Origin of the sequence: Sphingomonas sp. SORGH_AS_0789 (assembly GCF_031453055.1) — a bacterium.
In the GTDB taxonomy this organism is placed as follows: Bacteria; Pseudomonadota; Alphaproteobacteria; order Sphingomonadales; family Sphingomonadaceae; genus Sphingomonas.
The window spans coordinates 3,983,650-3,996,898 of record NZ_JAVIYV010000001.1 but is presented as its reverse complement, the minus strand read 5'-3'; the positions used below and the strand labels follow the sequence as shown (position 1 = coordinate 3,996,898).

At 61.2% G+C, this 13,249-nt stretch carries 11 protein-coding genes, 4 pseudogenes and 1 other annotated feature; of the genes and pseudogenes, 4 read left to right on the top strand and 11 right to left on the bottom strand.

Going from position 1 to position 13,249, the window contains the following annotated elements:
- Positions 1-11 precede the first annotated feature (11 nt).
- The 3 genes from QE360_RS18065 to QE360_RS18055 are packed head-to-tail and all read right to left on the bottom strand — an operon-like array spanning position 12 to position 4,136.
- Positions 12-827 (bottom strand): DNA-binding domain-containing protein, encoded by an 816-nt coding sequence (locus QE360_RS18065; RefSeq protein ID WP_309703793.1) that lies wholly within the window; start codon positions 825-827, stop codon positions 12-14.
- Positions 824-1,813 (bottom strand): DUF692 domain-containing protein, encoded by a 990-nt coding sequence (locus QE360_RS18060; RefSeq protein ID WP_309703791.1) that lies wholly within the window; start codon positions 1,811-1,813, stop codon positions 824-826. The genes QE360_RS18065 and QE360_RS18060 overlap by 4 nt, the downstream gene beginning before the upstream one ends.
- On the bottom strand, positions 1,800-4,136 hold the full coding sequence (locus QE360_RS18055; RefSeq protein ID WP_309703789.1) for a ferritin-like domain-containing protein: 2,337 nt from the start codon (positions 4,134-4,136) through the stop codon (positions 1,800-1,802). Before QE360_RS18055 ends, QE360_RS18060 begins: the two co-directional genes overlap by 14 nt.
- Before the next feature lie 721 nt (positions 4,137-4,857).
- Between QE360_RS18055 and QE360_RS18050 the strand changes: the two are divergent.
- Positions 4,858-5,789, top strand: a pseudogene (locus QE360_RS18050) (IS3 family transposase); the annotation flags it as partial.
- Positions 5,139-5,255, top strand: a sequence feature (AL1L pseudoknot). It overlaps the preceding pseudogene by 117 nt.
- A gap of 7 nt (positions 5,790-5,796) precedes the next feature.
- Here the strand turns inward: QE360_RS18050 and QE360_RS18045 are convergent.
- On the bottom strand, positions 5,797-7,206 hold the full coding sequence (locus QE360_RS18045) for an IS30 family transposase (protein ID WP_309698497.1): 1,410 nt from the start codon (positions 7,204-7,206) through the stop codon (positions 5,797-5,799).
- 44 nt (positions 7,207-7,250) lie between these two features.
- Here QE360_RS18045 and QE360_RS18040 point away from each other — a divergent pair.
- Both QE360_RS18040 and QE360_RS18035 read left to right on the top strand, forming a co-directional pair.
- Positions 7,251-7,553 (top strand): annotated as a pseudogene (locus tag QE360_RS18040) (integrase core domain-containing protein); the annotation flags it as partial.
- Between the two features lie 232 nt (positions 7,554-7,785).
- Positions 7,786-8,357: pseudogene (locus QE360_RS18035) on the top strand (transposase); the annotation flags it as partial.
- A gap of 440 nt (positions 8,358-8,797) precedes the next feature.
- Here QE360_RS18035 and QE360_RS19160 read toward each other — a convergent pair.
- The 3 genes and pseudogenes from QE360_RS19160 to QE360_RS18020 all read right to left on the bottom strand — a co-directional run.
- Positions 8,798-9,583 carry a phage tail protein gene (locus QE360_RS19160; protein WP_405052688.1) on the bottom strand — a complete coding sequence of 262 codons (786 nt, stop codon included), beginning with the start codon at positions 9,581-9,583 and terminating at the stop codon, positions 8,798-8,800.
- A 69-nt stretch (positions 9,584-9,652) separates the two neighbouring features.
- On the bottom strand, positions 9,653-10,036 hold the full coding sequence (locus tag QE360_RS18025) for a hypothetical protein (protein ID WP_309703786.1): 384 nt from the start codon (positions 10,034-10,036) through the stop codon (positions 9,653-9,655).
- 316 nt (positions 10,037-10,352) lie between these two features.
- A pseudogene (locus tag QE360_RS18020) lies at positions 10,353-10,481 on the bottom strand (IS256 family transposase); the annotation flags it as partial.
- 365 nt (positions 10,482-10,846) lie between these two features.
- Here QE360_RS18020 and QE360_RS18015 point away from each other — a divergent pair.
- Positions 10,847-11,323 (top strand): hypothetical protein, encoded by a 477-nt coding sequence (locus QE360_RS18015; RefSeq protein WP_309703784.1) that lies wholly within the window; start codon positions 10,847-10,849, stop codon positions 11,321-11,323.
- A gap of 48 nt (positions 11,324-11,371) precedes the next feature.
- On the opposite strand, the gene QE360_RS18010 is transcribed toward QE360_RS18015, so the two are convergent.
- The 4 genes from QE360_RS18010 to QE360_RS17995 all read right to left on the bottom strand — a co-directional run bounded on the left by QE360_RS18010 (position 11,372) and on the right by QE360_RS17995 (position 13,172).
- Positions 11,372-11,740 (bottom strand): winged helix DNA-binding protein, encoded by a 369-nt coding sequence (locus QE360_RS18010; protein WP_309703782.1) that lies wholly within the window; start codon positions 11,738-11,740, stop codon positions 11,372-11,374.
- A 105-nt stretch (positions 11,741-11,845) separates the two neighbouring features.
- Positions 11,846-12,145 (bottom strand): hypothetical protein, encoded by a 300-nt coding sequence (locus QE360_RS18005; RefSeq protein WP_309703780.1) that lies wholly within the window; start codon positions 12,143-12,145, stop codon positions 11,846-11,848.
- Between the two features lie 227 nt (positions 12,146-12,372).
- A complete protein-coding gene (locus QE360_RS18000) occupies positions 12,373-12,717 on the bottom strand; it encodes a hypothetical protein (RefSeq protein ID WP_309703778.1) in 345 nt (114 codons plus the stop codon).
- A 29-nt stretch (positions 12,718-12,746) separates the two neighbouring features.
- Positions 12,747-13,172, bottom strand: a complete 426-nt coding sequence (locus tag QE360_RS17995; protein ID WP_309703775.1) for a LuxR C-terminal-related transcriptional regulator — start codon at positions 13,170-13,172, stop codon at positions 12,747-12,749.
- Positions 13,173-13,249 lie beyond the last annotated feature (77 nt).

The following is a 13,249-nucleotide window of genomic DNA, read 5'->3' as shown; positions in this document are numbered from 1 at the left end:
AAGCGGAACGGTCACGGGGCGGCGATGAACACGCCCCAGTCGATCCAGCGTTCGCGACGTCCCCCCGGTTCGGACCAACTCCGCTGGATCACGGCCGGTTCGACGCCGAACGCCATCGCGGTCATGGCGATCGCCTCGGATACGGACGCACCGGTCGCCATCGCCTGCAGAAAGCGATAGTGTACCGGGTCCAGCGGGATGGTGCGCACGACATAATCGGTGCGGATCAGCGCGACCTGGCAGGCGGCCGGGAACGGCATCGCCGGCTGCTCCCCCCGCCGCACGGCATGATAGTAATCGGCGACTGGAAAGCCATGGTCACCCAGCGCGAAGGCCGGCTGGAGGCGTAACGCCTCGTCCGGCGTGTCGATGGCCGCGAAGCTTTTCCCTTCATGCCCCGAGGCGTCGTACATCGCGAAGACCGCATATTCGAAGCGGGCGAGCGCGATCATGAAGTCGATCCATGCCTCGCGTGCGGCCGCGTCCGGCCGGTTCGCCTCCAGCCATTCCGGAAAGCGGCGCCCCAGATCGTACAGCGTATGCCTTACCGGTGGGTGATCGCCGATATAGGCGGCGACGAAATCGTCGAACAATGCTCCGCCCAGCGCGTGGCACAGGGCCGGGAACTGCTCACGCATACAGCCCGTGAGACGCGCGACATAGCCGCGCTGGTAGATGGCCAGCCCGGCCGCGGCACCCAGCCGCCCGTCATCGGCGAACAGCGCCCGCACCGCGGCGGGGTCGGCGTCAGGGCGGATCAGCGCATCGTGCATCCGGCGTTGCGCAAGGGCAAGCGGTGGGCTCCAATGGTCCGGGTGCGTGGTCATGCTGCGTGGGCCACCCCATCTTCGGCCACGCGCGGGACAAGGAAGCCGATCGGGTTGGACACGCCAGTCCCCGCTGCCGGATCTGTTAGTGAGTCCAACGACGCTGACCCATCCATCGCCGACATCCCATCGGGGCCGTCGATCGATGCGGTCATATAGCGCCTGGCCTTGTGGATCTCGGCCAGGCAAGTCTCGAAATCGGGGATGCGGTCATCCCATTCCAGCAGCGTCGCCGCGCCGCCCGTCCACGCCCAGGCACGGCGGAACAGCGCCCAGACCTCGGGCCGCACCGGCCGATCATGGGTGTCGATCAGATGGCTGCCCAGATCCTGATGCCCGGCCAGATGCATCTGCACGACGCGATCGCATGGAAAGGCATCGATATAGGCCTCGGGATCGGTGCCGGCGTTGAAGCAGGTGACATAGACATTGTTGACGTCGAGCAGCAGGCCGCATCCGGTCTGGTCCGCCAGCGCGCGCAGGAAGGCGGGTTCGTCCAGGGTCGCACCGTCGAAGCGAACATAGCTGCTGGGGTTTTCCAGGATCAGAGGACGTTCCAGCACGTCCTGCACCACCGCCACGCGAGCGGCGACATGGGCCAGGCTCTCCTCGGTCAGCGGCATCGGCAACAGGTCGTGCGAATTGCGCCCAGCGACGCCGGTCCAGCAAAGGTGGTCACTGACCCAGACCGGATGCACCTCGTCGGCCAGCCGCTTCAGCGTGGCGAGATAGGCGCGGTCGAGCGGATCGCTGCTGCCGATCGACAGCGACACGCCGTGCAGCGCCAGCGGATGACGTTCGGCGATGGCGCGGATCGTCGCCCGCGCCCGCCCTCCGGAATCCATGAAGTTCTCGGAGATCGCCTCAAACCACAGGTCGCGCGGCTGGCCGGCGAGGATCGCCTCGAAATGCTGGCCGCGCAGGCCCAGGCCCAGACCCAGTCCACGCTGCCGCAGCGCGGCCACCCCATGATCAGCTACAGCCACCGGCACCGCTCAATCCGCTCGCGCCGCAAGCGGTCATGTTGACCCGATCCACATTGTCGGCGGAGATCCACAGGTAGGATGGGCCGGTACTAGCGAACGCGGCCGGGGGTGGCCCAGGCACCGTCGGGATCACTTGGTCCGGCGTCACCAGGCCCTGGGCCTGCTGCTCGAGCAGGGCCGCGCGGGTTTGCTGCCAGTTTGCCTCGAACACCGCGCGAGCGCGCAGCCACACGCTTTTTCCCTGATTAGGACCGTTGGTACTGAAGCGTTCGGCGTTGATCGGGGTCGCGCACGAACCGAGGGAACGGCACTCATTGGCGCCGGGCTTGTTCATCTCCTCGCCCGTGCCGTACAGGCCGCAGCCGCCCTGTCCCGCGCACTGGTTCTGGACATGGCAGGTATGATCGACAGCAGTCGCGCAATAGCCCTGTCCCGCGCACTGGTTGACGTTGCCATGCGGCGCGCCTTCCAGGCCGAAGCGGTCCGCGCCCTTGCAGCTATTCAGGCCCATGCATGCATGTAGCGGCAGGCCCGCTGGCTGGGCTCCAATCGCCTTCGGGAAGGGCGGCTCGCCGGCATAGGGATAGGGGCTGGGAACCGGCACTCCGGGCGCAGGGGTTGTCGCAGGGGGTGGCGTTACCGCACCGTCAGACGTGGAGCTCGAATCGTCCGGCCGCGGTGCTTCAGCAATCCAATAGGGACGGACATCGGGCAACCGCATCGACGAACCCTTCGAACCATCGCCGATCGCGAGAGTGATGTAGTCGATGACGCTCTGCAGCGTATGGCACAGATCTTGATCAGGCCCGGAGGCCGATGGGGGCCGCAGGGCGACGAGGCTATCTACGTCCCTCCTGACCTTGTCGCAGCGCATACTGTTCATCAGCTCGCTGGCGGCCTGCCTGGCGGCGTTGCCGAAGCGGGTGAGACCGGCGAAAGAGTCCGCCTGCGTGCCCAGCGACACATTCTCGAAGGTCGGGGCCATCATCGTGCCGGCATGGATGCCTGTTGGGATCGGCAGTCGCCGAATCGTCTGGATATATTTGTCCATCACCCAAATCATCGAGCGATGCAGACCTTCGTTGAAGAAGAGTTTCTGCTTGTCGGGCGGAACCAGGTAGATCGTCTCGATCATCACCAGCATATACTGGAAGCAGGCACTGCAGAAATTGGCGATGTCGCTGTAAAGCTCCGGGTAATCGGCCGCGACCGGGTTATCGGCAAAGTCGACCAGTACGCCCGCGTCGATCAATTGTTTCTGAGTGACGGAAGGCTGGATCACCGCAGCCGGGGCAGGGGGCTGCTTGGCGCGCTCTTCGACAGTGCCGGCATAATCGGCGAACTGGGCCTGCAGGCGCAGGAACTTCACGTAATGCGACTGCTCCATCCCTGAGCTGTCGTCGTCTGAGCCAGGACCGACATTGGCGATTGGCGTCCCCTCTCCCTGGTCGCAGATCGTGTCGATCGCATCCAGCGCGTCCTGGACCGATGCGATAGTGACGAGAGGCGCGGCACCGACATAGCTATCTTCAGCATCCGGAAAGACCGTGGCTGGAACCGCACCCTGGACGCCATCGCTCCAACCAGGCGTCGGGGCGGGCGGCGCGGGCAACCAGGGGTTGAAAGCTGCCTTCGGATAGGCGGTGTCGATGTTATTGGGAGAGTAATTATACGGCTGAATCGCGGACGCCGCCCGCCCCTGACGGAAATCGCTATCCTGCACGAACTTCGACGACAGCAAACATCGAATGTAGGAATAGAATTGCCCGATCGTGTCCCAGTTGTCATCCTTGGGTAGCGTATTCCATTGCTCGGGATATTCGATCTGTAGGAAATGCCAGAGCTGCTCGAAGCCGAGTTTGGCGAGCGGGATCTGTACCTGCTTCTGGCCATCGGGTCCGGCCGGTCCAGTTGGATTGTGATAGGGCAACGCGGTGGGATATTGGCTCGGTGCCTGACGATAGATCCGCGGGCGCTCACCCATGGCGAACAGGATATTTGCGGTCAGCGACAGATGGAGCATCTCCTCCACCGCCACGCTCATGATTATACCGCCCGCCATGTTGGCATAGATTTGCGTGTCGTTGAGCGACTCACCACTCCGCTGATCACGTACCAGCGAGTAATATGTGAAGAGATAGATCGGGATGGTCGCAAGTTCGATGGTGAGCGCGGTCTGGAGATCCGCCTTCAACCGAGAAATAACCGCGTCGCGATTCGAGGTTAGGTTAATGGCTTCTACAAGAACCTTCTCGGCAGGCGTCAGAGGTGTCGCTGGTTCATCCATGGCATAATCCCCCATCCACTGGCTGCTAAATTCCATCCATATCGGATCAATCCAACGTAGAATCGCTGTGTTTGCTTATCTCTACATCATAGCGTCGGGTTATGACAGGAAAAATAGGATCATGCGCAGCGCAAAATGCCGAAGGTATTGTTAGATGGGGGAATTGTAGTCTAGCTGTCGCGATATATGGGGCGATATTTGGTCTTGCTATCGGGTCAGTCTGATTGATGATATGCCAATCTGGCTTTGACCTCCGAATCCAAGTGGTGCATTCACGGGCGTCGACCTGCTGAGTATTTCGAGATAATAGTAGACTTAGGTGGCCGTGATGGCTGATGCGTGTCCGCCCTTGATAATGTCGTTCGTAGAGACTGCTAAATGCTCGAGTTTGGTGTCCTGACCGATCCACTTCAGCTGATTGTTGGGCCACGGAAGGTCGCGTTTGGGGAGTCGACGCTCGTCGTAGTTAAAGTCTAGTGAAAGACAAGCTGCAAACTACCCGCGCGATCCATGTGATCAGCCAGTAGGGTGTGCCCTTGGTGGGCCTCACTAACATGATATAAACTGGGGATTTTTTGCCACGGAGATATTGAGTGTTGTGGTTCGGTCTAGAAATGCTTGACGCTTGGCTCGTAGTAGATAACATTCCTCTTGGTGCGGTCGTACGCCGACGTATTGCGTCAAGCAGAGAGGGGCGTACGCATTGAACCGCCCCGGGTTTGTCGGAGGCTCCAACTCCTGAGAAGGTGGAGCCTGTATGAGCAAGACGACGAACAAGTTTGCGCCTGAGGTCCGCGAGCGAGCGGTACGGATGGTGCTGGACCACGAGCGCGATCACCCATCGCGATGGTCAGCGATAGTTTCCATTGCCGAGAAGATCGGCTGCGTTCCGCAGACGCTGCATGAGTGGGTAAAGAAGGCGGAGGTGAACAGCGGCAAGCGCGCTGGCGTCCCGACCGAAGTTGCCGACAAGATGAAGGCGCTGGAACGCGAAGTCCGCGAGCTGCGACAGGCCAACGAGATCCTCCGCAAGGCATCCGCATATTTTGCCCAGGCGGAGCTCGACCGCCCGTTCCGGCGATGATCGCCTTCATCGACGATCACCGTAAAGCCTATGGGGTCGAGCCGATCTGCCGCGTCTTGCCGATCGCCCCATCGACGTATTTCGAGCGTGTCGCGCAGCGGCAGGATCCAATGCGCCTGTCGGCGCGCGCGCCGCGGGATGAGGTTCTCAAGCCCGAGGTGGCTCGCGTGTTCGCCGAGAACTTCGCGGTCTACGGCGTCCGCAAGGTCTGGCGGCAGATGATGCGCGAGGGCTTCCCGGTCGCCCGCTGCACAATCGAGCGGCTGATGCGCGATATGGGTCTACAGGGCGTGATCCGGGGCAAGCCGGTTCGCACGACGATGAGCGACAAGGCAGCGCCGTGCCCGCTGGATCACGTCAACCGCAGGTTCTACGCGCCAGCGCCGAACATGCTGTGGGTGTCGGATTTCACCTACGTCGCGACCTGGGCGGGCTTCGTCTACGTCGCCTTCGTCATAGACACCTACGCCAGGCGGATCGTGGGGTGGCGGGCGAGCAGAACGGCGCATGCCAGCTTCGTCCTCGATGCCCTGGAGCAGGCTCTCCATGATCGCCGGCCGGCCCATCGGGGCGGTCTCATCCATCACAGCGACCGGGGGTCGCAAGGCGGATTCAACCGGTCGTCGCAACGCCGTAATGTTTGATCTTTGCGAGGCATTGGTCAAGCGCCTCGGCCGGTGTTCTCCAGCCAAGCGTCTTGCGTGGTCGATCATTGAGGGTCGCTGCAACCGCCGCGAGCGTATCGGCGCTATGTGCACTGAGGTCGGTGCCCTTGGGGAAGTACTGGCGCAGTAACCCGTTGGTGTTCTCATTGGTGCCGCGTTGCCAGGGGCTTTGGGGGTCACAGAAATAGACCTGCACGCCTGCATCGATCTTGAGACGGGCGTGCTGCGCCATCTCCGCGCCCTGATCCCAGGTGAGCGAGCGGCGCAACTCCCTGGGCAAGGTGGTGATGGTACGGGTAATGGCATCCCGCACGGCCTCGGCGCCATGCCCAGCCAGCGCCGGTCCGTTTTTGATACGCGGCTTGGCGTCGTGACCATCCATACGGGGCAGATGGAGCAGCATCGTGAAACGCGTCGACCGTTCGACCAGCGTCCCGATCGCCGAGCTGCCGACCCCGAGGATGAGGTCGCCTTCCCAATGGCCCGGCACCGCACGGTCATCGGCTTCGGCGGGCCGTTCGCTGATCATGATCTCCGGCGTCACGAAGCCCTTGCCGCGCTGACCAACCCGCGCCCGTGGCACGCGGAGAGCCCGGCCGCTGCGCAGGCATGCGGTGAGGTCACGGCGCAGGGCGCCGCGGGCTTGCACGAACAGCGCCTGGTAGATGGCTTCGTGGCTGATGCGCATGCTGTCGTCGTCCGGAAAGTCGATGGGCAGACGACCGGCAATCTGCTCCGGGCTCCATGCCGTTGACCAGCGCCGGTTCTGGCGCCGTCCATGTCGCCGCCCTTTCCATGATGCCACCGTCGGGCCGATGACAGACGGGCCACCGGGTCTGGCAACGACGCCGCTCAACCGATCTTCCACCCAGCGCCTCAGCCCTTCATTGGCTGCAAGCTTGGCGACCTTGGGACGGCGTGCCGCCCGCTCGGCATGCCACTGGGCCGTCGTCGCACGATAGTCGAAATTGCCGCTGCGCGTCGCGGCATTGCGCCGGATCTCGCGCGAGATGGTCGAGGCAGCACGGCCGAGCCGGCGGGCTATCTCACAGACGCCATGCCCTTGAACCAGCAACAGCGCGATCTCCTCGCGTTCCGCCAGCGACAGGTATCTGCCCGATAAGGGCTTCGCCGATGGCCTGAACGCTGCCGGTGGCATCCCGCCTGCCTCCCGAAACCAGCGGCTGCCAACCGGTTGTGACGCTCCTGCCTTCACCGCTGCCGCCTCGCTGCTCATCCCGGCAGCTACATACCGCCAGAACAGTTCACGCTCTTCCCGATTGGCGACTGGCGGCCGTCCCGGAGACCGCAACTGTGACCGTGTGCACCGGTCCGAACGCCGCTTCTTTATATCCATCGTCCGCCTCCATTTTCGAAGCGTTGCGACGACCGGTTGAATCCGCCCAATACGTGTCCATCAAGTACACCGAGCGCCTCGCCGAAGCCGGGATAGAGCCATCGGTTGGCAACGTCGGCGACAGCTACGACAACGCTTTGGCCGAGACGATCAACGGCCTCTACAAGGCCGAGGTGATCCACAGGCGTGGACCGTGGCGCAGCTTTGAAGCCGTCGAATACGCCACACTCGAATGGGTCGACTGGTTCAACCATCGCCGGCTGCTGGAGCCCATCGGCAACATCCCGCCTGCCGAAGCCGAAGAGCATTATTATGCTGCCGCGGACATCATCGATATGGCAGCGTAACTCACAACCCATGGCCTCCGGCAAACCCGGGGCGGTTCACATCGCCTGCGTCTTGCTAAAAGATGTGAGCTTTATTATTTTATATAAGTGGAGTGTGATCCATATTGTGGCACCGCTGCCGCGTTGAGCAAGATTGGCATATAGCGCTGATTTTACTAAGAATGCGGATGCCAATAGGGGGATTGAGCTGGCTCCCGTTTTGACCGGACGGATTCAAGCCGAAGTAGGAGGCTTGGGGCTATCCCCTGAGCATAGGCTTATGTCCGTGTCCGAGATCATCACCGACGGCGGTCGACGCCGTCACTGGAGCCCGCCTGAGAAGCTGAGGATCGTCGAGGAGACGCTCGATGGTCGCGAGAGCATATCGCTGGTGGCGCGCCGCAACGGCGTCGCGCCGAACCTGCTGTGCCGCTGGCGGCGGCTGATGCTGGAGGGCGAGAGCGTCGCGGTCGCCAGCGACGACGACGTGACCAGCAACCGGCAGGTCCGCGAGATGGAAGCCCGCATCCGCGAACTGGGGCGTCACCTCGGGCGCAAGACGCTGGAGGTGGAGATCCTCAAGGAAGCGCTGGGAGCGCTCGCGCCCAAAAAAGCGAGCTTGCTCACGCACTCGCAGCTGCCGGAGACTATCCGGTGAGCCTAGTCGCCAGCACGCTCGGGGTCGGGCGCTCGACGGTGTACGATCGCCTGACCGGCAGCATGAGGACGCGCGGGTCTTACACCAAGGCCGGCGACGCGGATCTGCTCCCCCGTATCCGCCAGATCGCCGCGCAGCGGCCAACATACGGCTACCGCCGCATCGCGCACTGGTTTCTGCAACCGCTTGAATCCGTCCGGTGAAACGGGGGCTAGATCACCCGAACGCAACCCCGGCGGGGTCGTGATCCTCGACAATCTATCCAGCCACAAAGGAGCATAAGCCGCTACTCTGGACGAGGCGTTCGGGACGCTGCTGTTCCTGCCGCCCTGCAGGCCCGACCTCAACCCGATCGAAATGGGCTTCGCCAACCTCAAGGACCTATTGCGAAAGGTAGGGGAGCGCATCCGCGCGGGCCTGTGGAACCGCGCCGACTCGCTCCTCGACGACTGCCCGCCAAGCTCGTGCTCAAACTGCTTCAGGCACGCCGGCTATGTTACCGTATGATCGCATACAGCTTTAATTAACGTTCGGCGCAACTGAGCCAAGGAGGCGAACGGTTGCTCGCTCCGTTGGCTATATAGAACTGCGGTCACGCAGATCACTATTATGAAGGGCGAGTAGGGTAGATACCGGTTGGAGCAATGCAAACCGACATCACAAGTGCGGGAGACTGAGTGGGTACAGGCTGGGTCGCCGCTGCGGCGGAAGGAGAAATGGCAACGCTGCCGCCTGTGACCATCGGCACGGTTGTGGTGATGGCGTTCGTCGAGGACACACCTGTAATGTCAGCGCTGACGCCACCCAAGGCCACTGTGTTTCCTGCCGTTGATGTCGGGGCGTAGATTGGAGCAGAGGATTGACCGGAGCCGCCCTGCGAAAGGGTCGATCCGGCGGCCATGCCATTCAGCCCCGTAGCTTGCTTCACGAGAATCTTGGGCGTGACGGCGAGTGTCCCTTGGGTGGCCGGGACAGTGATGTCCTTGTTCTGAATGACAGGAGTGAAGGTCGCGGTGTGAGTGTGACTCACTAGTGGGACCTGGTTTGGCTGAAGTGTGACAACCGAATTCCCCACGGCCGTGCCGACTGCGGTAGATGTGCCCGCGCCAATCACGGACCTGTTAATCAGGTTCGGAAGAGCAAACTGGCCCGGCCCAGACCCATAAGTCGTCCCAATTATGGAGAAAAGGTCTCTGTATGCGGTGATATTCACAAGTCTGCCATCCGCAGGAAGAAAACCTGCCGGGCAATGATTGAATGCAAATGTCCTTATTTCTCCGATGTAAGTGTATTCAGGGGTTTGCGCAGCGGCGGACGATACTCCAAACGAAGCCGACAGCGCTAGTACTGAAAACGCTCTCAGAATATGAGTTATTTGGCTATAAAAGCCCATTTTGCGAACTCCCCAAATCGGCTTCGTTTCATTCAATAATGTGGATCATCTGCGCGGGTGAGAATTGCCTTATCCGCTGACCTCGTCGATATCAACGGTGCAACCGCTCGAGCTGCTAAACTCGACGTACATGTTCGTGTCCGACCCGTCGATCCTCAGTGTAACGTTGCCATCATCGTCGGAGCTGATGGAGCAGTAGAAATTATCCTTGCAATCAAATGTGCTGCCGTTTTGCGTCACGAATTTGACCCACCAGTAATCAAAGGGGCTACCGGCGCCGGTGGTGTAGGTAATTGGCATTGGTCCGACCTTTTCGCCGGCAGCGACCAACTGATAGCTTTGCTCTTCCTGTAGCTTTGGATCATTGCTTCGCCGATGACGGATCGTCAGTTGTGACAGATCGACACCCCAATCATTCTGGAGATATACGTTTCCTTGATGGTCAGTGCTCATGAATAATTCCTACATATCAGAATCATACGGGAGCTAAGCACGCCCGCATGTCTGCTATTATTTTGGCAAAATCCGTTAATAAAACGTCGTCTTTCAAGTCTTCGAATCGAATTTTTGCGTCCGTTACGGTTGGATCTCACGATGTTTTTGCTGGCTTGGCTATCGGAAAGGGGCGAATCTCTCCGCCATTGGACTGGCCAGGCTGCCAACATCAATAAGCGGGGCACGAAGCCATGTGGGGCATGGGTCGTGTCGCGGGGGGTGGTGTAGCTTGAGCGGCATAGCCGCACCGATCTCCGGTCAGGCCGGGCTGGTACGCGGCCATGGCTGGCAGCGTGACGGTGGGATCATCGCTCAATTGCGCGACGCTTTCCAGCGTCATGTAGCGCTCCCGCCGGCGGCCCCTTTCATCGTTCTGCTCGAGCAGCAGCGCCGCCACCGATCTCCTCCCGCGCCGCCCCGGCCTTGAAGTCGCTCGAATACCACTCCCACGTCGTCTTCATTGCCGTCCACCCCTCACTGCCGGGACAGCTTGGCATCCTGTCCAGGTGACCGGGACCATATCACACAGCCAGTCCATGATCGGCCCTTTCGGGACGTATGCGCGCGAACGCCCATGGCGTCGATCGGCGCCGCCCCCGACAATTATCTGCGCATGACGCCACCACAGGGGGCGGCCTGATCCAGCCGGGCGCCGGCCCCGGACTGCATAGCTGTACCGCAGTTACCCGCGATAGGGCCGTCAACTGGTGAGGAGACGGGGAAGGAACAGGGAGCGATTATGAACAGTCGCGATACCGGAGATCCAGTATGACCGCGTTTCTCAAAATCCTGATCGTTGCGTGCACTGTCATCAGGAACCTTCGCTTACCGTGGAACCATAACGATGATGGAGCAGGCAGGCGGGGGCCTTCAATTCAGTGGTTACTTTCGGACAAACGATCCCTCCCAGCCCATCCTGCGATCGCAATCGCGCGCGAACGCTGGAGAATGGTGTCCTTTTTACGCGTCGATGCGGACGAACGGTGCGTCGAGGTTGCTGAGGACGGGACTTGGGTACGCGGTTGGTTAAAGGTCACCCCTTTCGACGCCGATCGGTTTCTGCGGTATGAAAATGCGCTTGCGGCGCTGCCATTCTTTACGCGCGAGGTCTATTTGACGCATCGGAACGAGCAACTCGACTATTCGACGGTTGCTCGACAATATGGTATTAGCCCCGCAGAGGCTGAGCGCTTCATCGCCGACGCGCTGTTGGCCATTTCCAATGCGATGCGCGATCCGGCATGATCTGGCCGACGCCGCATTGATGACTGTTGCGCATCGCGCGACACCGTCTCACTGCTTCCTGGAAGGCCAAGGGATTGCGGCCACCCTGCAAACGAGCCTTTCGATCATGGCGATGCCAGACTCCGTCAGTTCGACTTCGACGCGCCGCCGGTCCTTCCTGTCATCGTGCCGAACTATCAATCCGGCTTCGATGAGTTCTTTGATCTTCCGATACGCTGTCGAATGTGGAGTGTTGGCAGCGGCGCACAGTGACCAGACGAACACCGGTCGACGTTCGGCGCGTGCCAGGTACAATTCCATCAGAATGTCGAAATTGGCGTTCTCGACCAGCGAGAAACCCAAAGCTTCACCGACGATTCTCCTTTCGAGGATCATGGCTTTGCAAACCTCAGCATGGCGGATCGCATCGTCCGGCATGGCATCATGTCCCACGTTCATACGCGGCGGTGGAGCACGACCAGCGCGGAAGGAGATTGATGCCAGCCTGATCGGGCTTCCATAACGAGACGCCCCCTTTTCCGATCAGAATTGCCGACCTGAACGTCGTTCGCGCTCGAGCCATGCCTTTCTGGACCCATTCAGGATGATGGGGTCCGGGTCGCGTCCGAGGCGACAGATGCTCAGCGCCAATGCTCCGAGAACGAGATAGGCATATGCGCCGAGGCCGGTGTGAAATGCGAATAGTTGCATCCGCGGAAGCAAAGCGGCAACGATCGCGGCTAGGACGTTCGAAAGCGCGAAGCCGAGCGCCCAAATTGGCCAGAAACGAATTGTTGTGGTCGCGAGCCAGAAGAACGTCGCGATCACCGATGCATCGATCATCAGCACAAGTCCCGCCGCCGGCAGCCACTGCCCTGGCAAAAGGTACCGCACCAGCGCTGTCGCTGCTGAGGCTGCCAGGCACGTCAGCGCGCCGATACGTTCGGGACGACCGCCCCGAACGAACGCGAACCCGCATGTTGCGACGAGAAGGCCGTTGTACATGCAAGAGAGGATGAGGGGTGTGTTCATAGCCGAGAGGGTGTACCATGACAGAGGGCTCCTGCCGCTCAGGCATCTGCCTTGGCAACGGTTTCGGTAATGGCACTCGACGGCTTCGGCAGGGACTCTCCCCAGCTCGTTTCGGTCAATCCCAACCGCCTTCCGACCCGCTCCATCTGGGGGTGGGCATTCATGGCTAGTTGGTTCTGCCCCTCGGCCAAAGCATTCAGGGCACCGATTGTCGCCTTGACCGCACGGTGCGTCATGGCCGCCGATAATCCGTGCGCGTGCGTCGCGTCGATCGTCGTCACAAGGATTTGGGCGACATCCCGGGTCGCGACATTGATCGAGTGCTCCGCGCGTCGTAGTTCGTCGGCAATGGTGAGGGCAGTGTTAGACAAGGTCGATTGCATCAGCGCCTCCGATGGCGCCGCAGCGCCGGTTAGGTGATTCTCGCGCCGAACAGGATCATGAGAGCGAGCATCAGCATCGCGGCCACGGTCAACCCGACTGGTGTGGCGACCATGATGATCGCGCTCCAGATCAGGACCTCACGGGCCTTGAGCAGGCTCACCGGCATGCGCCAGGTCGGCACCGGCGGAAGGAGACGAAGTTGGGCTTGGTCGTCCAGTGGGGATGATTGCAGGGGGAAGTTCCTCCCCCTGTTCTCGAACGCGGCGAACAGGCGGGCGGCCTCGAACCTGTCGCTCGCTCCTATAATTGTTTTGGCCTCTGCCAACACCTTATCAACGGAACGCGGGCTGACGTTCTCGAGGCGTGCGATCTCCTTCGATTTACGGTTATCTGCGGCGTACCGCAGATATTGACGATGACGGTCGTTCAGGCGGGCGAACCTGTCATCGTTCATCTGAGCTCCAACGGGAGTTGCAGGCTGCTCCAGGCCTCCGCGTTCGATCGATTCTGTCATCCACTAACCGCCACCCT

Excerpts from the sequence above, each read along its gene's own strand:
- QE360_RS18010 (WP_309703782.1), bottom strand. The coding sequence starts at position 11,740 with ATGCCGGACGATGCGATCCGCCATGCTGAGGTTTGCAAAGCCATGATC.
- QE360_RS18055 (WP_309703789.1), bottom strand. The coding sequence starts at position 4,136 with ATGGAATTTAGCAGCCAGTGGATGGGGGATTATGCCATGGATGAACCA.
- QE360_RS19160 (WP_405052688.1), bottom strand. The coding sequence starts at position 9,583 with ATGGGCTTTTATAGCCAAATAACTCATATTCTGAGAGCGTTTTCAGTA.
- QE360_RS18015 (WP_309703784.1), top strand. The coding sequence starts at position 10,847 with ATGACCGCGTTTCTCAAAATCCTGATCGTTGCGTGCACTGTCATCAGG.
- QE360_RS18065 (WP_309703793.1), bottom strand. The coding sequence starts at position 827 with ATGACCACGCACCCGGACCATTGGAGCCCACCGCTTGCCCTTGCGCAA.
- QE360_RS18025 (WP_309703786.1), bottom strand. The coding sequence starts at position 10,036 with ATGAGCACTGACCATCAAGGAAACGTATATCTCCAGAATGATTGGGGT.
- QE360_RS18005 (WP_309703780.1), bottom strand. The coding sequence starts at position 12,145 with ATGATCGATGCATCGGTGATCGCGACGTTCTTCTGGCTCGCGACCACA.
- QE360_RS17995 (WP_309703775.1), bottom strand. The coding sequence starts at position 13,172 with ATGAACGATGACAGGTTCGCCCGCCTGAACGACCGTCATCGTCAATAT.
- QE360_RS18000 (WP_309703778.1), bottom strand. The coding sequence starts at position 12,717 with ATGCAATCGACCTTGTCTAACACTGCCCTCACCATTGCCGACGAACTA.
- QE360_RS18045 (WP_309698497.1), bottom strand. The coding sequence starts at position 7,206 with ATGGATATAAAGAAGCGGCGTTCGGACCGGTGCACACGGTCACAGTTG.